At 69.3% G+C, this 19,769-nt stretch carries 15 protein-coding genes and 2 pseudogenes; 10 read left to right on the forward strand and 7 right to left on the reverse strand.

Annotated features, from left to right (window positions below):
• Positions 1-150 precede the first annotated feature (150 nt).
• Positions 151-1,014 carry an ATP-binding protein gene (locus ACFWJW_RS02955; RefSeq protein ID WP_387233982.1) on the reverse strand — a complete coding sequence of 288 codons (864 nt, stop codon included), beginning with the start codon at positions 1,012-1,014 and terminating at the stop codon, positions 151-153.
• On the opposite strand from ACFWJW_RS02955, the gene ACFWJW_RS02960 reads away from it, so the two are divergent.
• Positions 932-2,794, forward strand: a complete 1,863-nt coding sequence (locus ACFWJW_RS02960; RefSeq protein ID WP_387233985.1) for a LuxR C-terminal-related transcriptional regulator — start codon at positions 932-934, stop codon at positions 2,792-2,794. The two genes, ACFWJW_RS02955 and ACFWJW_RS02960, sit on opposite strands and share 83 nt — an antisense overlap.
• 71 nt (positions 2,795-2,865) lie before the next feature.
• Here ACFWJW_RS02960 and ACFWJW_RS02965 read toward each other — a convergent pair whose 3' ends face one another.
• Complete coding sequence (locus ACFWJW_RS02965; protein ID WP_387233988.1) at positions 2,866-3,312, reverse strand: hypothetical protein; 447 nt, start codon at positions 3,310-3,312, stop codon at positions 2,866-2,868.
• Between the two features lie 13 nt (positions 3,313-3,325).
• Positions 3,326-4,012, reverse strand: coding sequence for an alpha/beta fold hydrolase (locus tag ACFWJW_RS02970; RefSeq protein WP_387233991.1), 687 nt, complete (start codon positions 4,010-4,012; stop codon positions 3,326-3,328).
• A gap of 246 nt (positions 4,013-4,258) precedes the next feature.
• Between ACFWJW_RS02970 and ACFWJW_RS02975 the strand changes: the two genes are divergently transcribed.
• From ACFWJW_RS02975 to ACFWJW_RS02995, 5 genes are all read left to right on the forward strand, one after another.
• Positions 4,259-6,592 (forward strand): ATP-binding protein, encoded by a 2,334-nt coding sequence (locus ACFWJW_RS02975; RefSeq protein WP_387233994.1) that lies wholly within the window; start codon positions 4,259-4,261, stop codon positions 6,590-6,592.
• A gap of 176 nt (positions 6,593-6,768) precedes the next feature.
• The gene (locus ACFWJW_RS02980) at positions 6,769-9,576 is read left to right on the forward strand and encodes a helix-turn-helix transcriptional regulator (RefSeq protein WP_387234379.1); all 2,808 of its coding nucleotides are present in this window, start codon (positions 6,769-6,771) and stop codon (positions 9,574-9,576) included.
• Between the two features lie 78 nt (positions 9,577-9,654).
• On the forward strand, positions 9,655-13,530 hold the full coding sequence (locus tag ACFWJW_RS02985; RefSeq protein ID WP_387233997.1) for a response regulator: 3,876 nt from the start codon (positions 9,655-9,657) through the stop codon (positions 13,528-13,530).
• 4 nt (positions 13,531-13,534) lie between these two features.
• A complete protein-coding gene (locus tag ACFWJW_RS02990; RefSeq protein ID WP_387233999.1) occupies positions 13,535-14,152 on the forward strand; it encodes a PleD family two-component system response regulator in 618 nt (205 codons plus the stop codon).
• A 532-nt stretch (positions 14,153-14,684) separates the two neighbouring features.
• Positions 14,685-15,338 carry an ATP-binding protein gene (locus ACFWJW_RS02995; protein WP_387234001.1) on the forward strand — a complete coding sequence of 218 codons (654 nt, stop codon included), beginning with the start codon at positions 14,685-14,687 and terminating at the stop codon, positions 15,336-15,338.
• On the opposite strand, the gene ACFWJW_RS03000 is transcribed toward ACFWJW_RS02995, so the two are convergent.
• Together ACFWJW_RS03000 and ACFWJW_RS03005 are read right to left on the reverse strand one after the other, a co-directional pair.
• Positions 15,307-16,110 carry a helix-turn-helix domain-containing protein gene (locus ACFWJW_RS03000; RefSeq protein WP_387234005.1) on the reverse strand — a complete coding sequence of 268 codons (804 nt, stop codon included), beginning with the start codon at positions 16,108-16,110 and terminating at the stop codon, positions 15,307-15,309. The genes ACFWJW_RS02995 and ACFWJW_RS03000 overlap by 32 nt on opposite strands.
• 93 nt (positions 16,111-16,203) lie before the next feature.
• The gene (locus ACFWJW_RS03005; protein WP_387234008.1) at positions 16,204-16,386 is read right to left on the reverse strand and encodes an aquaporin; all 183 of its coding nucleotides are present in this window, start codon (positions 16,384-16,386) and stop codon (positions 16,204-16,206) included.
• Between ACFWJW_RS03005 and ACFWJW_RS03010 the strand changes: the two genes are divergently transcribed.
• A complete protein-coding gene (locus ACFWJW_RS03010) occupies positions 16,373-16,582 on the forward strand; it encodes a hypothetical protein (RefSeq protein WP_387234011.1) in 210 nt (69 codons plus the stop codon). The genes ACFWJW_RS03005 and ACFWJW_RS03010 overlap by 14 nt on opposite strands.
• A 109-nt stretch (positions 16,583-16,691) precedes the next feature.
• On the opposite strand, the gene ACFWJW_RS03015 is transcribed toward ACFWJW_RS03010, so the two are convergent.
• The gene (locus ACFWJW_RS03015; protein ID WP_387234013.1) at positions 16,692-17,336 is read right to left on the reverse strand and encodes a DsbA family protein; all 645 of its coding nucleotides are present in this window, start codon (positions 17,334-17,336) and stop codon (positions 16,692-16,694) included.
• Between the two features lie 216 nt (positions 17,337-17,552).
• Between ACFWJW_RS03015 and ACFWJW_RS03020 the strand changes: the two genes are divergently transcribed.
• A complete protein-coding gene (locus ACFWJW_RS03020) occupies positions 17,553-18,365 on the forward strand; it encodes an NAD(P)H-binding protein (protein ID WP_387234015.1) in 813 nt (270 codons plus the stop codon).
• On the opposite strand, the pseudogene ACFWJW_RS03025 reads toward ACFWJW_RS03020, so the two are convergent.
• A pseudogene (locus tag ACFWJW_RS03025) lies at positions 18,349-18,504 on the reverse strand (transposase); the annotation flags it as partial. The gene ACFWJW_RS03020 and the pseudogene ACFWJW_RS03025 sit on opposite strands and share 17 nt — an antisense overlap.
• A gap of 220 nt (positions 18,505-18,724) precedes the next feature.
• Between ACFWJW_RS03025 and ACFWJW_RS03030 the strand changes: the two are divergent.
• Together ACFWJW_RS03030 and ACFWJW_RS03035 are read left to right on the forward strand one after the other, a co-directional pair.
• Positions 18,725-18,958 (forward strand): annotated as a pseudogene (locus ACFWJW_RS03030) (DUF6766 family protein); the annotation flags it as partial.
• A 147-nt stretch (positions 18,959-19,105) separates the two neighbouring features.
• Positions 19,106-19,750, forward strand: coding sequence for a hypothetical protein (locus ACFWJW_RS03035; RefSeq protein WP_387234018.1), 645 nt, complete (start codon positions 19,106-19,108; stop codon positions 19,748-19,750).
• Positions 19,751-19,769: the final 19 nt, after the last annotated feature.

Below are 19,769 nucleotides of genomic sequence, written 5' to 3' on the forward strand. Positions count from 1 at the left end.
GGGCGCGGGTGAGCGCCCAGGCTTCCCGGACGGCCCGTTATCCGACCTGATCGCCGCCGGCTGTGGCCACGGGCCGTCCGTCACCGCTGCGTCGGCGCCACCACCGCACCGCTACCTGGTACCGGTGACCGTCTGCCGCCGCTCCGATGATCAAGCGGACTGGTCCGTTCCGGGCAAGCGGGCCCAGCGGGTGGTGCCGTCCTCGTGGTTGCGGGTGCCGTACGCGGTGGCCAGAGCGCCGACGATATCCATGCCGCGGCCGTGCTCGTCCTGGTCGGGGGATGCCGCCCACGCCCCCTTTCGCGCGGACGGGCCGCCGTTGGTGATGCCGACCCACACCCGCAGCCCCGCATGCTCAAGTCGCACGTGCAGGGCCAGCGGCGGCCGTGTGTGCTGGACGGCGTTGGTCACCAGCTCGGATACCACCAGCACCACCGACGCGGCGGCGTCCTCGGCGAGCTGCCACTGTTGCAGCTGTTGCAGCCACGACCGGACCATCTGGCGGGCCTGCCTGACTGCCTGCGGATGGTGCGCCAGCCGACACGACGTGTGGTGGCCAACAGAGTGGCAGGTCCGCCAGATGGTCCGGTCGTGGGGGCCCGGCCTTCCTGGCGCTGCCGGCCGCGACGGGGATCGTCGGCTTCCGGACCGGTCGGGAACGGCGAAGGCGTGATTTCCATGATCGTCTGCCGAAAGTGGGGGCATGGGTGATCGGACACATCCAGCTTGCACAGTGGCCCCCGAAGGGACAGCCGAAGAACTACGCACATGGCCACCCGGATATTCGCTACCCGCTCTTCGGAACACCGGTCCCCGCGCGGCCCCCTCGCGGGCAAGAGGTGGAGCGACGCCCGGACAGTGCCTGCGGGTACCGCCCCGGTGGGTATCCCTACGGGTCGTTCTCCCCTCACGGAATCCGGGCCTGTCGCGCATGATCGCGGACATCGCCGCTGGTGGCGCCGAGCACATCGGGCCGACGCCGACCGTCCGCCCGTCCGACCGAGGGGGAATCATCCGCACATCCGACCCGCACGACGGACCGTGCCCGCACTACCGGGCAGCCCGGCTGCTGCACGACAAGGACGGTCCGCTGGAGGAGGTCGCCGGCCATCTGCTCGCCGCCGCGCCGGCCGGCCGGGCGTGGGTCGCCGGCGCGTTGCGTGCCGCTGCTCGCCTGGCCACGGCACGTGGTGATGCCGAGTCAGCCGTGACCTACCTTCGGCGCGCAGTGCGCGAACTGCCCGCATCAGGGCGGGGTGCGCTGCTGGCCGATCTCGGTCGGGCCGAGGCGCCGGCTCACCCCGCAGCAGCGGTACGTCACTTGTGCGCCTCGCTGGACGAGCTCACCGCTCCGCGGGCGCGGCTGGAAGTGGTGCCCGTACTCGCCGACGCCCTCGTGCGAGGACAACGGGGATGCCAGGCGGGCGAGCTCCTCGAACGTGAGGCCAGCCTGCTGGCCGCGGCCGAACCGCCGCGCAACGGTGCGGTGTTCGGTCTGCGACTGCATCGTGCACTGATCGAGCTGAACGACCTGAACAAGCGGCCCTGGATGGGCGAGAGGCTGGCCGAGCTGACGCCTGCCGGTGACGGTGAACGACGGGCGGTGCGGGCGCTGCATGCGGCCTTGGCGGTCGGCAGTCCCGCCGATGCAGCCGCTGTGGCCGCGTACGCCCGGGATGCGCTGGACCCCGCACCGCCGCACGATGCCGTCTTCGCCTCTGCGACCGGCTTGGCCGCCCTGGCCCTGGTCTGGTGCGACCGGCTGGAGGAGACGACCGCATTCCTCGACCGCCTGTCGGAACAGACCCCATGGCACGACTCCGCGCCGGTGCGGACGCTGCTGGCGATGGGACGGCACGAAGTGGCCTACCGGACCGGCCGCCTTCATGCCGCCCTCGATGCGGGACGCCGCTGGCTGGGCCTGACCTCGGCCCGCCGCGGAAACGCGATGGTGCCCCTCGCTGTCGCCGGATTGCTGCGGGTCCTGGCGGAGACCGGACGGTCCGAGGAAGCCGAGCCGCTGCTGCGTTCCGTCGGCTCCGATCGGTACGGAACGCTGTGGCAGTGGGCGCACCTACTGGAGGCGCGGGCGCGGCTGCGTCTGGTTCAGGGCGATCTCCCTCGGGCTCTGGAGGACTTGCAGGAATGCGGACGCCGCCAGATCGCCTGGCAACGGGACAACCCGGCCATCCTGCCGTGGCGATCTGTCGCCGCGCTCACCCACCGAGCACTGGGCCGCCCCGGGCAGGCCACGCGCCTGGCACACCAGGAACTGGAGCAGACCCAGGGCTGGGGGACGCCTCGCGCCCTCGGTATCAGCCTGCGCACCGTTGGCATGATCACGCGCGGCCGGGCCGGCCTGAAGACGTTGGAGGATTCCGTCGGATTGCTCGAAGAAGCCGGGGCCACACTCGAACAGGCCCGGTCGCTCGTCGAGTACGGCACCTTGCGCTGGGAGGCCGGGCATGGCCGGGTGGCCCGTGAGGTGACCATGCGCGGGCTGGTACTCGCCCGGCAGTGCGGAGCCACCGGACTCGCCGATCTGGCCCGCGAGCGTCTGCGTGCCTTCGGCGCACGGCCCCGCCGAACGCAGGCGGTCGGGGTTTCGGCATTGACCGCGAGCGAACACCGCGTTGCGCAGCTGGCCGCCCGCGGGCTGACCAACCGGGAGATCGCCGAAACCCTGTTCATCACGCAGCGGACCGTCGAGAACCATTTGACCAGCGGGTTCCGCAAGCTCGGCATCACTGGCAGACGGCAGTTGGCGCCTTTGCTCGACAGGGAACGGCCGTGACCGGGCGGCGGGCCGGTTCTTCTGGAACACGTCCCCGCCGTCCGGCGCCGAGCGGAGCAACGGCCGTTGGTCTACGGTTGGTTGCCGGCGTTCCCGGCCCGCCCCAGTCCCGCCCACTGCATCGCCCCGAACACCATCACGGCGACGCCGATGAAGCCCACGTAGGCGTCGCCGAAGGGCGTGAGGGGAAACCACGCCCGCCCGGCCGCGATGATCGCTGTGCAGCCCACCGCCCATACGGCGTTGAGGAGGACGGCGCTGACGGCGATCGGCCGGATGACGGCCGGGCGGGTGCCCGCGTACCAGAGTGCGGCGGCGTAGACCGCCAGGAACCCACCCTGGGCCCAGTGCAGCCACGTGGGAAGGCCGAGCAGCGGGTCCAGCGCCCTGGCGCCCAGGAGGCTGAGGGCCGCGACGAGCCCGGAGACGGTGCCGTCCAGCTTCAGGGCGAATCGCAACAGCTCATCGTTCCCGGCGGACCCCGAGATGCCGGGACGGTTGGTTGTTTCGTCCATCATGCGGCTTTCTCCTTCAGGCCGTGCTGACTGTGACGCGGGTGATGAGGTCGGCGACCTCCTGGGGGTGGGACACGGGCGAGGAGTGGCTGGACGGCACCGAGGTGATCACCGCCCCCATCCGCTCGGCCATGAAGCGCTGCGCCACCGGCGGCAGAGCCTTGTCCTCCTCGGCCACCTGGTACCAGGAACGGATCGAACGCCATGCCGGCTCGCCGGAAGAGGCTTCCAGACACCTCAGCGCGGAGGGCTTCTGGACCGCGGCCAGCACGTTCGCGCGCACCGCCGGCACATCAGCAGCCCACACCTCGCGGTAGCCGTCCGGGTCCAGCCCGCAGAGCCCGTCCTCGTACGGCCGGACCGCCTCGCCCACCGTCGCCCCGAACCCCTGCAAGATCTGAAAACTGCTCTCACCCCTGTCCGGAGCGAATGCCGCCACGTACACCAGTGCCGCGACGTGGGACGCCGCCACCCTCACATTGGTGATCACCGTTCCGCCGTAGGACCAGCCGGCCAGGACGACCGGCCCTGATATGCGCTCCAGCACCCGCTGGGTCGCCGCCACGTCGTCCGCCAAGGAGGTCAGCGGCAACTGCACCGCCGTCACCCGGTGCCCGGCGTCGTGCAGGAACGGGATGACCTCGCTCCAACTGGATCCGTCGGACCACAACCCATGTACCAGCACCACATCTGTCACGGTCATCGATTCCTCTGCTCGTATTCGACAGCCCTGTCCGCTCGTCCTCGGCCGCCCGCTCGCGGGGTGCCGGGGGCACTCGCCGCCGTGGGGGGAAAGCACGGCGGCGAGTGGTGGAGGAGGGCCTCACGAGGAGCAAGCCTGCCGGGACGGAGGCGGCCATGGATCACGGAATCTCCGTGAGAATTGGCCTCCCCGGGTGCCGGCCGGCAGCAGATTGCCTGGCCTGTGGCGGGCGTCTACGGTGTGGGCATGGGCGGCAACGTCCGGGGAGCCGGCGCGCTGCCGGCTGATCTGACCCGGTTCATCGGGCGACGGCGGGAGCTCGCACAAGCCAGGACGTTGCTGTCGCGAGGGCGGCTGCTGACGCTGACCGGGCCGGGCGGGATCGGGAAGACCCGGCTGGCGTTGCGGGTCGCAGCCGATGTGCAGCGGTCCTTCCCCCGTGGGGTGTGGCTGGTGGAGCTGGCCGCTCTGGAGGACGGGGACCGGCTGGCGCAGACCGTGGCGGCACGTCTTCGGCTGGGCAACGAGGCAATCGGAGATCCGCTGGCCGGCCTGGTGGAGCAGGTGGCCGGTGAGCGGATGTTGCTGGTGCTGGACAACTGCGAGCACGTACTGGATGCCAGCGCGGCGCTGGTCGCCACCTTGCTGAGCGCGGCGCCGGAGCTGCGGGTTCTGGCGACGAGCCGTCAGGTGCTGGGACTGTCCGGGGAACATGTGCTGCCGGTGCCTTCGATGGTGCTGTCCGAGGACAGCGGTCTGTCCCCGGAACTGTGCGACGCGGTGGCGCTGTTCGCCGACCGGGCGGCCGCGATGCGACCCGATTTCACGCTCACCCCGCAGAACGTGGAGGTGATCCATGAGATCTGCCGCCGCCTGGACGGCGTTCCGCTGGCGATCGAGCTGGCCGCGGCCCGGCTGCGTGCCCTGTCGGCACAGGACATCCTGCTCCGTCTCGATGACCGCTTCGCCCTGCTCACCGCAGGGTCCCGGGCCGCGCTGCCGCGTCAGCGGACGCTGCGGGCGGCGATCGACTGGAGCCACGACCTGTGCACGGACCAGGAACGCCTGCTGTGGTCACGGCTCTCGGTGTTCTCCGACGGCTTCGACCTGCCGGCGGCCGAGCAGGTCTGTTCCGGAGACGGCATCCGGCAACAGGACGTACTCGACCTGGTCGTCGGCCTGGTGGACAAGTCCGTCCTGGCCGGCGAGGAGCGGGGGGCGCGGATGCGGTACTGGCTGCCGGACACGCTGCGCCAGTACGGGCGGGAGCGGCTCGTCGCATCGGGTGAGGAGTACGTCCTGCGGGAGCGGCACCGTGACTACTACCAGGCGGTGGCAGAGCAGGCCGAGGCGGAATGGTTCGGCCCCGGCCAGTTGGCCTGGTTCACCCGGCTGCGGGCCGAACACCCCAACCTGCAAGCGGCCCTGGAGTTCAGCCTCGGTGAGCCCGGTGGGACGCGGGTGGCGATGGGCCTGGCCGCTTCGATGTGGATCCACCGGCTCGGCTTCGGGTCCTTCAGCGAGGGCCGACGATGGCTGGGCCGGGCCCTCGCGAGCGATGAAGAGCCGAGCCCGCAGCGGGCGAAAGCCCTGTTCGTCGATGGTCTGCTGGCCGTACTCCAGGGAGATATCGGGGCGGCCGACAGCCGGGTGAAGCAGTGCCGAGCTCTCGAAGGAGCCCTGGGAGAAGACCCGGACCTGCTCCGCGCCAGGGTGACCCTCGCAGGGCTCGTGGCTCTGTTCCAGGGAGACTTCGCCGAAGCGGTCGCACGGCTGAAGGACGCGCTCGCGAGACACCAGGCGGCCGGGGACGCGGGGCACGCGGCGGTCACTTCCTTCATGCTCACCACCGCCTGCGTGGATCCCGGCGACCCGGCCGGCACCGTCCACGCCGAGCGGTGCCTGGCCCTGTGCGAGGCCCACGGTGCCCAGTGGTCGCGCACCCATGCGCTGTGGGCCCTGGGGCTCGACCACTATCGACGCGGCAGGCACCAGCGGGCCGGCACGCTGGTCCGGCACGCGCTGAGGGACAAGCCGCTCTCGCACGATCAGTGGGGTGTGGCCCAGTGCCTGGAGGTGCTGGGATGGTGTGCGGCCGCGGCGGGCCTCGGCGAACGTGCCGCCACGCTGATGGGCGCGGCCGACGCGACCTGGCGGGTCGCCGGATCCGCGCTCACCGGGCTCGGCCATCTGCACGCCGGCCACCAGGAGTGCGAGTCATCGCTGCGCGGCGAGATGGGCGACGCCGCGTACACCGCTGCCGTCGAAGCGGGTGGGCGGCTCAGCTTGGAACAGTCCGTCACCTACGCCTTGGAAGAGTCCTTGGCTCCCACCCCGCCGCCCGCGAACGAGGCGTCGGCGCCGCTGACCCGACGCGAACGCCAGGTCGCGGGACTGGTCGCCCAGGGCATGACCAACAAGCAGATCGCCGCCGAGCTGACGATCTCCCGGCGCACCGCTGAGGGGCACGTCGAACACATCCTGACCAAACTCGGCTTCACCTCACGGGCCCAGATCGCCGCGTGGGCGGCCACAAACCAGGAAGCCGGCGCCCGGCAGAGCGCCCCGACCGCTCCGTGACCGCGGCAGCGCGGTGCGCGAGCTGCGGCTCGACCCCGCCGCGTCAGTGCGGGCCCTGCGCAAGGGCGCGGCCGATGCGCTGACCTGGTCCGGGGCTATCGCGCATACTGGAATGTATGCCGCATATGGGCGGGCTGTACGAACGAAGCGGCGAGCTCACGGCCTTGCGGGCAGCGATGGACGCGACCCTTGGCGGCCATGGAGAAGCCGTGATGATCGAGGGTGCGCCCGGAATCGGTAAAACCAGTCTGCTGGCCGAGGCCAAGCGGCTCGCTGTTTCCACCGGCTTCCAGGTGGCCAGCGCGCGAGGATCGGAACTTGAGAGCGACTTCCCCTTCGGTGTGGTGCGGCAGCTTTTCGAACCGCTCCTTGCGCGGATGGCAGCGGAAGATCGGCAGCGCATTCTGTCCGGCACCGCCGGTCAGGCGGCGATCGTGCTCAAAAAAGTCGTACCCGAGCACTCCCTGGGCGGCGATTTCTCCATCTTTCATGGGCTGTACTGGCTGACCGCAGATATCTGCGAGAAGCAGCCCCTGGTCATTACGGTCGACGATATGCACTGGGCGGACAGCGATTCGCTGAAATTTCTCAGCTATCTCATGCCGCGCCTTGAGGACATCCCGACCTGCGTGGTGGGCACTCTGCGGCAATTTGGAGAATATGGCCAGTCGAATACGCTTGACCAGATCGTCACCGCACCGCCCGCGGTGCTCGTTTTTCCGTCCAAATTGAGTGCCGAGGCATCGGCCTCGCTCATCATCAGTGAATTCGCGAAATCCGGGTCACCCGAACCGGAGGACGAGGACTTTCTCGCCGCCTGCTGGTCCGCGACCGGCGGGAACCCGCTCCTGCTCAAGGAGCTCACCGAGGCACTCACCACCGAGCACGTCGAGCCGACCGCGGCGCACATCCCGCAGGTCTACGCCCTGGGCCCGCGCGCCATCGCCCGGCGAGTGGCGATGTGGATGCGGCGGCTCCCCCAGGGCTGTGCCCCACTGGCCCGGGCCATCGCGGTGCTCGGGGACGGTGCGGGTCTGAGCCATGCGGCGGAGCTGGCGGGGCTTGACCGGGACGATGCGATGCAGGCTGCGAAGAGCCTTGAGCACGCCCGGATCCTCTACATCGTCCCCTCGGACGAGATGAAGCCCCGGATGGGGTTCGTGCATCCGCTGGTGCGGGCTGCCGTGTACGAGGAGATCGCACCGGCCGACTCCCACCGCGCACACAAGACCGCCGCGCGCCTGCTCCGGGACTCCCAGGCCGAGATCGAGAAAGTGGCCCTGCACCTGCTGCGCACCCTGCCCTCCGGTGACGCCGCGACCGTGACCATGCTCTGGTCGGCGGCGCGGAGTGCCCTGGCCCGCGGCTCGCCGGAGACCGCGGCGAAGTATCTGCGCCGCGCTCTGGCCGAGCCTCCGCCGACCGGGGACCGCTTGGACCTGCTCTTCGATCTCGGCAACGCCATGCGGCGGGTGGACAGCGCGGCAGCCGTTCAGTACCTCAGCGAGGCACACGAACTGGCCGGGCCGTCACGGCAGCGCGTCGAAATCGCACTGTCCCTCGGCGACGCGCTGCTCGCGCTCCGGCGCTCCGAAGAGGCCCTGGCGGTCTGGCAACAGGCCCTGGCCCGTACAGCGCCCGAGGACACCGAACTGCTCTACCAGCTGAACGCCTGCATTCTCTCGATTCCCCTCTACGAACCCGGCCGGCCGGATCTGCGTCAGGACATCCTCGGCCGCGTTGCGGAACTGCGCTCCCCCAAACCGAGCGAGAGCATCGGCGGCCGGTACCTGGACTGCGTCATCGCCGGCCATGACACCGTCATCGGCGACCCCCGCGCGGTCGTACGGGCACAGCGTGCACTCCACGAGGACACACCGGCCCGGCCGTCCGACGGACAGTCGTCCCTGTCCTTCGGCTGGCTGGCCCTGATCAGCGCCGACCGCAAAGAGGTCCTTGCCAGTCTGGACGCCGCGGTCGAGCAGGCGCACCGGCAGGGCTCGGTCAACGACCTGACCGGAGCGCTGACCTACCGCGCGATGGCGTGGCTGTACCGGGGCAGTCTCGAAGAGGCCGCCGCGGACGCGATGCACGCCGTCGAAACGTCCTCACCAGGGCTGCACCGGCTGGTCCTCGGCCCCGTCCAGGCCGAGGTGCAGATAGAGCAGGGCGCACTGTCCCGTGCGCAGGCCACCCTGGAGTGGACCGGAGTTCCCGATCCCGCGCCGCTCACCGGCCTGATGTACTACGTGCTGTACAGCCGGTCCCATCTGCTGCGCGTCCAGGGCCGCACCACGGAGGCATTCCACGCCGCGCTGACCGCGGGCCAGTCGTTCAGCGCGGCCGGCGGGGACAATCCCGCCCTCGTCCCCTGGCGGTCGGAAGCCGCGCTGTGCCTGCATCTGCTCGGCCGGGACGAAGAAGCCAGGGCCCTGGCCGACGCGGAACTGAAGCTGGCCCGCTACTGGAGCGCGCCCCGAGCCCTCGGCCGCGCGCTGCGCATCGCCGGCACCCTGAGCGAAGGTGACGCGGACGTCGGCCTGCTGCGCGAGGCCGTCACCCGGCTGAAGGGGTCCCCGGCCCGCCTGGAGTACGCCAAGGCGCTGGCGGACTACGGGGCGGCACTGCGCCGGCACGGAGTACGGAACCAGGCGCGGACCTCGCTCAGCGACGCCCTGGACATCGCCGAGGCCCGGAGCGCGGCCCCCCTCGTGCAGCAGATCCAGGACGAGTTGCACGCGGCCGGGATCCGCCCGCGGCGGCACGCGGTCACCGGTCTGCATTCGCTGACACCGAGTGAGCACAGGGTCTACGACCTCGCCGTTGCCGGACGCACCAACCGGGAGATCGCCCAGCAGCTGTTCGTCACGGCCAAGACCGTGGAGGCGCACCTGTCCAACGTCTACCGGAAGGTCGGCGTCACCAGCCGGCGCCAGCTCAGCGGTCTGTCCGAGCAGACCGACGCGACGGAAGAACCGGAGTGACTCATGTCCGCCGCGCCCGATGCGAAGCCGCCCGGAGCCCCGGACCCACCGCGGAGCGGGTCGCGCAGCAGCCGCGGAATGCGCTTCGCGCCCCGAATCTGGCACAAGCTGCTGGCCATCTGCATCGCCCTCATGGTCCCGCTCGGGCTGGCCACGTTCTACCTGGTCGACCAGCAGAACAGTAAGATCGACTTTGCCCGTACCGAGCTGAGTGGCGTTCAGTACCTGCGCCCCGTGAGCGCATTGCTACAGGACCTCTCCGATCGCCGTGCACTGCTGCACCGCGAGAGCACCGGAGAGCCCGTGCCGAGGAGCCGGGTCGCGGCAGCCGACCATGCCGTCAACGAAGGCTTCACGGAGCTCACGAAGGTCGACCGACGGCTGAGGGAGCCGCTGCGAACGACCGTCTCCGACCTTGCCGCCAAGGGAAAGGGCCCGCTGGCACCCGCGGCTCTGCGTCACGACTGGGCGCAGCTGTCCTCGGCTCCGTCCGGCGACCGCGCCGACGTATCGCGGTACAACCGGCTCATCGGGAGGCTCCTGGCGCTCGGTTCCTACGTCGGAGACACCTCGAAGCTGATTCTCGACCCCGACCTCGACACGTACTACACGATGGCCGGCCTGCTGCTCCGCGAGCCGCAGATGATGAACCAGCTCTACCAGATGGCGGGCACGGGAGACTCGATCCTGGCCCAGGGCGGCAAGTCCGACAGCGACCGGGTCCGCATCGCCCACGACAGCACGGGGCTCAAGCAGAACCTCCTTCAGCTCAACAGCGATCTGAACCGGGCTTTCGAGTCCACCTCCCACACCGGACTCCGCCCCGCGATCCAGCCCCTGTTGGCCAAGGCGACCTCATCGGCCCGTGAGGTGACCGGCACCGTGAACCGGGAGTTCACGAACGGCGCCCGGAGCGATATCCCGCGGGCCGCCTGGGAGGCCCAGACCAACGGCGCCATCCGGGCGAACGCGAACCTGTGGAAAACCCTGTTCGACCAGGAAGACCAGATGCTGAACGCCCGCCTGGACAACTTCCACGACCGCAACCTGCGGGTCCTGGCCGGCATTGCCGCGGTCCTCGCCGCGATCATCGTGGCGGCCGCGCTGCTCTCCCGGCGTATCACCGGCAATCTGGCGGCCGTGGTGCACGCCGCGCAGGCCCTCGCCGCGGGCGACCTCACGCGCCGCGCGACGGTACGGAGCCACGATGAGGTCGGCGCGATGGCCACCGCCTTCAACGTCATGGCCGGGAGGCTCCAGGAGAGCTACTCCGTCGTCGAGGAGGAGGTCCGCCAGCGCACTTCGGAGCTGCATGAGAAGACCGAATCCCTCAGCCTGCTCCAGCATGTGGCCTCCGCCGCCAACGAGGCGGAGACCTGGGAGGACGCCGTGCGGACGGTCCTGGACCTGGTGTGCCGGCACATGGGGTGGCCGCTCGGCCACGTCTACCTCGTCGTCGAGCCCGCGTCCGGCTCGGGCCCCCGCACCGGCCGACCCACTCCGGACGCGGAGCTCACCGTGATGCCCATCTGGCACGTCGATGAACGCAACCTGCGGATGTCGCTGCACGACATCGCGGCGGCAGCCGGGCTGTACGAGCCGAAGGGCCTCCCCGCCACCGTGCGCGCGACCGGCCGCCCCGCCTGGGTGCGTGACATCACCGCGGACTCCTCCGGGTCCGGCAAGCCGTCGCCCGTCGTCGCGAGCTCCGGGGTGACCGGCCGCATCGCCCTCCCCGTCGTCATCGGACGGGATGTCGCGGCGGTCCTCGATTTTCTGACCCCGGAGGCCATGGAGCCGGATGACGCCTTGCTGCGGCTGATGCTCGACGTGAGCACGCAGCTCGGGCGGGTACTGGAGCGGTCCCGCGCCGCCGCGGAGCTCCAGGCGTCCAAGGAGGCGGCAGAAGTCGCCACCCAGGCCAAGAGCGCGTTTCTCGCCACCATGAGCCATGAGATCCGCACGCCGATGAACGCGGTGATCGGCATGACCGAGATTCTGCTCGACACCCCGCTCAATGCCGAGCAGGCCGAATTCGCGCATATCATCCAGAGCAGCGGTAACAGCCTGCTCACCATCATCAACGATATCCTTGACTTCTCGAAGTTCGAGGCCGGAAAATTCGATCTCAGACTCCAGCCGCTAGAGCTTCGCCAGTGCGTGGAATCGGCCTTCGACTTCGTTTCCCCGATGGTAGCGGAAAAGCAAGATCTCGACCTGGCGTACATTATTGACCCAGAATTGCCGGAAGAAATTATCGGGGATATCGATCGACTGCGCCAGATCATCATCAATCTGCTCAATAATGCCGTGAAGTTCACGGAAGCCGGCGAGGTCGTCCTCAGGGTCGGTTTGGCCGACTCGGAACCGGACGCCTCCGGGGAGCCGCCGGAAACGGGCCACGCGCCCGCTGCAAAGGATGCGGACGACACCATCCGGCTCCACTTCTCCGTGAGCGACACCGGAATCGGAATGGCCTCGGACCGCCTGGGCCAGCTGTTCCGGCCCTTCGAACAGCTCGACACCTCCACCACCCGGCGTTTCGGTGGCACGGGACTCGGGCTGGCCATCAGCAAGCGGCTGGCCGCGCTCATGGGCGGCACGATGTGGGTCGAGAGTGAACTGGGAGTGGGGTCGACCTTCCACTTCACCGTGGAAACGCGAAAAGTCCCCGAAGGCATGCGTACCAGCCATGTGGTCTCCCGTATCGATCTCCGGGGAAAACACCTTCTGGTCGTGGACGATAAATCCACGAACCGGATGATCCTCACCCACCAGGCGAGCGCCTGGGGGATGGTGGTGCGAGCCACCGGATCGCCGCAGGAAGCCCTCGAATGGGTCCGGCAGGGCGATCCGTTCGACATTGGAATTCTGGATATGCAGATGCCGGACATGGACGGCGTCATGCTCGCGGAAGAGATCCGCCGCCACCGGAGCAGGGAGGAACTGCCGTTGTTCCTGCTGACTTCTGTTGGCCGTCCCATGACGTCCCAGAGGAGCCTGGCAGATTTCTCCGGATACCACACCAAACCCATCCGGGCGGCCGAACTCTACGCGGACCTCTGCCGCACACTGCTGGGCACCGCGGCATCCAGCGAAACGCCCCGCGCGGCACAGCGGCCGGAAGCAGCGGAGAGCCGCCGCGCGCCCCTGCGCATCCTCCTGGCCGAGGACAACCTGGTGAACCAGCAGCTGATCGTCCGGATGATCCGGAAGATGGGCCACTCGGTGAATACGGTCGGCAACGGAGCCGAAGCGCTGGAGTCACTGCGGCACACGCCCTATGACGTGGTCCTGATGGATGTGCAGATGCCGGTGATGGACGGCCTGGACGCCTCCCGGCGGATCCACCGGTCCCTGTCCGCCGCGGAACGGCCGTACATCATCGCCCTCACCGCGAACGCGATGAGCGAGGACCGCGACGCCTGCCTCGCCGCCGGGATGGACGACTACCTGAGCAAGCCCCTGCGCGGCGTCGATCTCGCCGAGGCGCTCGACCGTGTGCCACACGGTCCCCCCGCGCCGAGCCCGGAGGCTGCGCAGCCTGCGCGGAGCCCGGAGACGGCAGCGCCCGCATCCGGCCCGGAGGAGACAGCGCCGCCCGTCCTCGACACCCCCACTTTCCGGCGCCTGGTCGGCTCCTTCGGCAAGGAATTCGTCAGTCAGCTCGTCGATGCCTTCCTGGAGGACTCCCCCCAACTGATCGAAAGTCTTCGTCGCAGCCTCGACGAGGGGGACGGAAGCGAATGGCGTCGGGCAGCTCACACGCTCAAGTCCCACGCACACACCTTTGGATTCCCGCGGCTCGTTCAGCCGTGCCAGGACGCGGAGGACCTCGGCGCCACCGGGGATCTGAGCGAAGCGGCACCGCTGGTGTCCCGCATCGAAGTGGAATACCGCGCCGCGAGAGACGCGCTGGTCGCACAGAGAGCGGAGCTTGACCATGATGGGTAACGCTGTGGCGGACAGCAACGCCGTGACGGACGGAACCGGCAGAAAAGGGCGCGTGCTGGTCGTGGACGACGACCGTACGAATCGCATGATGCTCACCTATCGCCTGGAAATGGCCGGGCTGGAGACGGCGACATCCGAGAACGGGCTTGAGGCTCTCCAGATGCTGCGGGAGAGCGACTTCGATGTGGTGCTGCTTGACATCCTCATGCCGGGGATGGACGGCTACGCGACGCTCGAGGTGATGAAGCACGATCAGCAGCTCAGCCGGACACCCGTGATCATGATGTCGGCCGTCGGCGATCTGGACAGTGTCGTCCGCTGCCTCGAAATGGGTGCCGAGGACTATCTGCCCAAGCCCCTGGATCACCTCCTGCTGACCTCAAGGGTCGACAACATCCTGCTGAAGATCCGCCTGGAGCAGGTGGAAGAGGGGCTCGGCCGCATCACTGACGCCGTGCAGGCCATGGCCGGCGGTGCGCTCCCGGCCGGGGCCCTGGACCAGCTCGCCGGGCAAACCGGCTCCGTGGGCCGGCTGGCGCGGCAGCTTCAGCAGCTCGCGGCGGTGACCTCGCACGATGAGCGCATTGACGCGGGGCGAGGGAAGAGCCACCACGCTGAGTAGCCCACGCTTGCCGCACGCAATCAGCCCTGGCAGACGGGCGTGGTCGGCGGACACCGGCCCGTCCCCGGCTTCCTCGCCCCCGGCACCCGTAGCCGCGCCCAGCGCCGCACCGTGCCCTGTTTAGGGGGCGTACTGGGGGGTTCCCCTAACGACACCCGTTCGGTGCCGGTGCAGGCTGATTTACATCAGCTCACCGTCACCACCGATGGAGCGGACATGAGAGGTGGGGTGGACGTCATGACCCGGGATTCTGTGCGCACGCCACAGCCTTCCCGGGGACACCAGCGGAGCCCGTGTGACCTCCGGACTCGCCCGGCCGCCCGCTGCCCCACCGGGAAGCGAGGGAAGACAGATGTTCCCCGAACCAGAGCCGGCCCCGGGCACGGCCCGACTGCCGGCGGCGGGCACAGGGGTGACACCGTATGCGTTCTCCGGGGCCGTGCCTCAGGAAAGGGCTCTCGTAAGGCGGCGTCAGCCCCATCGATCCCAGGCTTCCGCCGCAGCGGATTCCGTTCGCCCGGACCACATCGTCATGAGCACCGTCGTTCGCGCACTCCGTGATGCCGCACGTGACGGCGTACTGCTCCCGCTGTGTCGTCTGCTGGGGCGGCTGGCGGCGGCCACCGCCGCAGGGGGCACTCGGCTGTCCCGGTACCTGCGGAAGACGCGCGGCAAGGTGGTCTCCCAGCTGCTCGACCCCCATGTACACGCCGTGCCCCAGGCCCGCCGGATCATCCGGGCCGAGCTGGCCCGATGGGGGCTGCACGAGCATGCCGATACCGCTGAACTCCTGGTGAGCGAACTGGTGACCAACGCGCTCCAGCATGCCTGGGGCCCCATCCGGCTGCGGATGTCCCACTCCGTCGATGGCCGGACACTGCGCTGCGACATCGCCGACGGCTGCCCCGCCACCCCGCCGGCCGCCCGCCCGCCCGCTCGGACCGACGAGGAACACGGCCGCGGACTGCACCTGGTCGAGCAGCTCTCGACCCGCTGGGGCATCCTGCGCACCCCCGCAGGGAAGCTCATCTGGTTCGAACTGGGCACCCCCGGCAGGGCCCGTCGGCCGAGGCGTCTGCGGCGGAGGTTCTTACCCGCGCCCCGAGGCCGGGGCCGCACTCGCCGCACCGCACGACGGCGCGTCCGGCGCCCGTTCACACACCGTCTTCGTCGCCACCCGAGGTGACGTGTCCGCGCACGGCGGTACGGAAGGCGATCGGGGACTGTCCGGCGCGCCGGTGAAAGTACTTGCTGAAGTTGGTGGCGCTGGAGAAGCCGAGCTGGGCGGCGATGCGTGATGCCGACTGGTCGCCGTGTGCCAGCAGGCGCCTGGCCTCCAGGATCACGCGTCGGTCGATGAATTCCTTCGCGCCGATGCCCGCGGCGGCCAGCGTGGCCCGGGAGAGGGTGCGGGCCGAGTAGCCGAGGGCCTGGGCGTAGTCCTCCAGGCGGCGGCTGCGGATGAAGTCGCGTTCGACCGCGTCCCGGAAGCGGAGATAGGTCTCACCGGGTCCGGGGGCCGGGCTGCCGACCGGGGCGGTGAGGTGGGCGAGGCGCAGGACGAGGACTGCCAGCAGATGGCGTAGCACCGCCACATGAGCTTCGACAGGGAGCCGGCGCAGGGCCTGGAACTCAAGTGCCAGATGGGCGGTGGCCGTTTCCAGGGCGTGAAGGTCCTCCACGTCGGGGACCTGGAGGACCATGGCGTGCCGGTCGTCCACGGCCGCGGCGGTCACCGGGCCGGGGTCCAGGAAATCGCGCTCGAAGAGGATCAGTGTGCCTTCGGCCTCTTGCAGGTCGCCCCATTGCTGCACCTGCCCAGGGCGTACCCACAGCCAGGAACCGGGCTTGAGCGCGTAGCCGGTGAAGTCGATGGTGTGCCACAGGGAGCCGCTGGTGACGGTGACCAGATGGTGAAAGGCCGGACGCTGGGGCGTAGTGAGACCGGCCTTACCCATCCGGACAGGGGCTCGCTTCCGGGGTTGAGCGCAGGGCTGTGCGGCGTTCTCGGCGCGACGCGGGAGAAGCCACATCGGCAACCGACGGGCGTGTCAACGCCGCCGGCACCCGAGGACGCGGCGCTGGGCGACCAGGGCGGTGAGAGCGGCCCCGGCGAGGGGGGCCAGCAGATAGGCCCACAGGTATGCGGGCAGGCCCGCCCAGATGGCCGGGCCGAACTGGCGGGCGGGGTTGGCCGATCCGCCGGTGAGGGTGCCGAGGATGACGATGACCATGGCCGCGGCGGCGGGGACGGCCACCGGGATCCACTTCGTCAACAGGGGGCGTGACAGGAGGAAGAGCGCCACCGCGGTGATCGCGGCCGTGGCCGTGGCCTCGGATGAGGTCCGCCAGGACCCGGTGCTGCTCCGCGCGCGTGAACTGGCCGTCCACCAGCAGAGCCTCGCGATCACCGGTGATCAGTACGGATGACTTGTGCAGGCCGGGGTCGCCGGCGGTGTGCACGGTGTAGGTCAATGCGGACATGGCAGTCCTGCTTTCAAGAGAGGAGAGTGCGAACGGGCTGAGGAGGACGCCTGGTTCAGGCGGCGGCGTCGAGGCGTTGGTCCAGGGCGCGGGTAAGGGCGTCGGCCGAGGCGACAGGTCCGCCCAGGCGATCGGCCCCGTGCGCGGTGTGCAGCAGCAGCGTCGGGTAACCGTCGACGCCCAGCCGGCGCACTTCGAGGAAGTCCGCCTCGGCCTGGGCGCGGGCGGCACCCGAGCCGTACGCGGCGGCCACCGCATCGGCATCCAGCCCCAGCCCGGCAGCGATGTCCCGGTACACCTGCACATCGGACAGGCTGCGGCCGTCGATGTACCAGGCGCGTTGCATGGCAGCGGCCGCATCCAGAGCATGCGCACCCGGCCGGCTGCGCAGTGCGGCCAGGCCCGTGGCGGCGTCGGTCGAGTCCATGACCAGAGTGCCCTCGGCGAGCACCTGCTCGTAGCCAGGACCGAAGGTGACACCGGTCAGCTCGGTGATACGGGTGTTGGCAGCGGGAACGTGGGGGTAGGCCGCCACCGGCAGCGCTCGCAGAGAGGTGAACAGCCCGCCCGACACCACACGCAGGTCGATCCGGTCGGCGTTGGCATCGGCGAATGCATGCAGGGCCGGGCCGAAGCCGTAGCACCAGCCGCAGTAGGCATCGAAGACGTAGGTCAGTTGGGTGCGCTCCACGGAGCTCATCACACGTCCTTTCCGGATTCCGTCGCCGGCCGCGCTTTGCTCGCCGAGCGACAAGCCCGCCCTCATCGGGGACGCGGCCCTCCTCTCGCGTCCGGTGCCGGGCTCCGGTGTGCCGGAGAACGGCAACTGATCACCCCGCATACCCGGGTGCCCGGCCCACCGTGGGCGATCAACCCGCGGACGGACGAGCCGGAGAACCGGGGGACAAGGAGAGTCATGATCGTCATCACTGATGCCACCGGGAACATCGGCCGCGCCTTGGCCGGGCGACTCGTCGCCGCCGGCCGGCCGGTACGAGCGGTGAGCCGTGATCCGGAGCGCGCCGCGCTCCCCTCAGGAGTGGAGGTGATGCCGCTCGCGTCAGACGGGCTGTTCGAGGGGGCATCGAAGCCCTTCCTCCACGTGCAGGCCACGGGTGACGGCATCGCCACCGTCCTCGACAGAGCCAGGGCCGCCGGCGTACGGCACGTCGTCCTGCTCTCCTCGGGCCTCATCCAGGAGGGCGCCGACGGGACAAACCCGATCCACATAGCGCACGCGGCAGCCGAGCAACTGGTCCGCGCCAGTGGTCTGGAATGGACGTTCCTGCGCCCCACCGTCTTCTCCGCCAACGCCCTCCAGTGGGCCCCGCAGATCCGCGTGGGCGACACCGTGCGCGGGCCCTTCGCGGACGCGGCATCCGCGCCGATCCACGAGGACGATATCGCCGCGGTGGCCGAGAGGGCCTTGCTCGACACCGGTCACCATGGCGCCGTCCACCGGCTCACCGGGTCCGAGGCGACGACGACCAGGGGGCAGGTCACCACCCTCGGGCGGGTGCTCGGTCTGAACCTCCGCTATGTCGAAATGCCTGCGGAGGAGGCGGAGTCCGCCCTTTCGGCGCACATGCCGCAGCAGGTGGCACGGGGCGTACTGAAGTCCTTCGCCGCGATGGTCGGTTCCCAACCCGAGATCACCGCGACGGTGCAGAACGTCACCGGGCACCCGGCACGCACCTTCACGGCGTGGGCCGAGGCACGCTGCGTTTGAGGTCGGCGTTGACCAGATCGTCGGGGTTCAGCTCGGGCGAGTACGAGGGCAGGAGGTGCAGCTCGATCTGGTCCTGATGGGCTGCGAGCCAGGCCCGGACAGTCTTCGAGCGGTGGGCCGAGTGCCGGCCGACGATCAGTGGACCAGGCGGGTGGAGAGGCGCAGGGTCGCTGTGGCGCTGTGGCTGTGCCCGGTTCGTCTTTCCGACGCCGTCACGGGGCCGGCCACAGCGTCCGAGAGGCTCGACGGCGGACGAAGGCGCCACCGCGGTCTCGGCGGGGGGCCGCACCGGCATCTCGGTCATGACAGGTCTCCTAGGAATCAGAGACCCACCTGTCAACAACCTCCGTCAGTTTTAGAAGCAGTTGCGCCAACTTCAGGCGCCCATGACCTGGGCCAATTACCTGTCGTCCGCAGACTTCTGGGTTCGCACCCTGCAGAACTGGCAGTCCGAACTGCTGGCCATCGCCTCCATGGCCGTACTTGCCATCTACCTCAGACCACGCGCACATGGAGACCGGCTGGGCACCATGATGGCCGTCACCCTGATGGTCCGGTTTCCTCGCGGCGGTGGTTTCAGGCAGATAGCTTGACGACGAGTCTGCTCTCGCATTCCGCCCGAGCGGGCCAGAGCCCCAAGGCCATGCGCGAGCAAGCTGAAGCAGGGGGAGGTGCTGGCCGGGAGATCTTTCTCATCCGGGGCAAGCAGTTGGTCCGTGCCCGTGCGGTAGGAGGTACACATGTCGGGTGAGCAGCGTCCCTCCGGGGCGGAAGGTGCGCAGAATGGCCAGGAACCAGGGGCCGGGATATGGAAGTGGGCTCGTGAGCTCAACTCGGACCGTGCCATCTCGACTGTCGGGGGAACGCCGATCGCGATTCTGGGGGGATTTTCGCTCAGCAATGCGGTGGTAGCGGCGAACGAACCCCAAGGAGTATGGCGTGAGATAGCCATTGCGTGCTTCGGGATCGCGGTAACCTTCTTGGTTTCTGCTCTGCTGTTCATTCTCATGGCGACCCGTTATACCTCCAGCCCCAGGGAGCGGCTGGAGTGGGAGCCGGAAGCCAGGTGGCAGTCGGAAAAAATGGAAGATATCCGGAGGTATCAGCGTCAGGACAAATGGCTGCTCGAACACTACTTCAGAAATATCGCTTGGGCCACCACCATCGGAATCGCGGGTGCCTTGCTGGGCATGGCCGCGCTGCTTATCTCCTCCCATATCTCCTGGGCGGTCATTTTCGTGGTGTTCCTGCTGTTTTCATGCTCTGTCCTTGCGGTATTCGCTAATTTTCAATGGCCTAGGTGGATCTTTCCGCGCCCGGAAAACGCGCCGGATGTTCCACTGCCTGTTCTGACCCAGGAAGAATGGGACTGGGTGCGCAAGTAACCGCTGCCACTCACGGTGT

Origin of the sequence: Streptomyces sp. NPDC127097 (genome assembly GCF_042724075.1) — a bacterium.
In the GTDB taxonomy this organism is placed as follows: domain Bacteria; phylum Actinomycetota; class Actinomycetes; order Streptomycetales; family Streptomycetaceae; genus Streptomyces.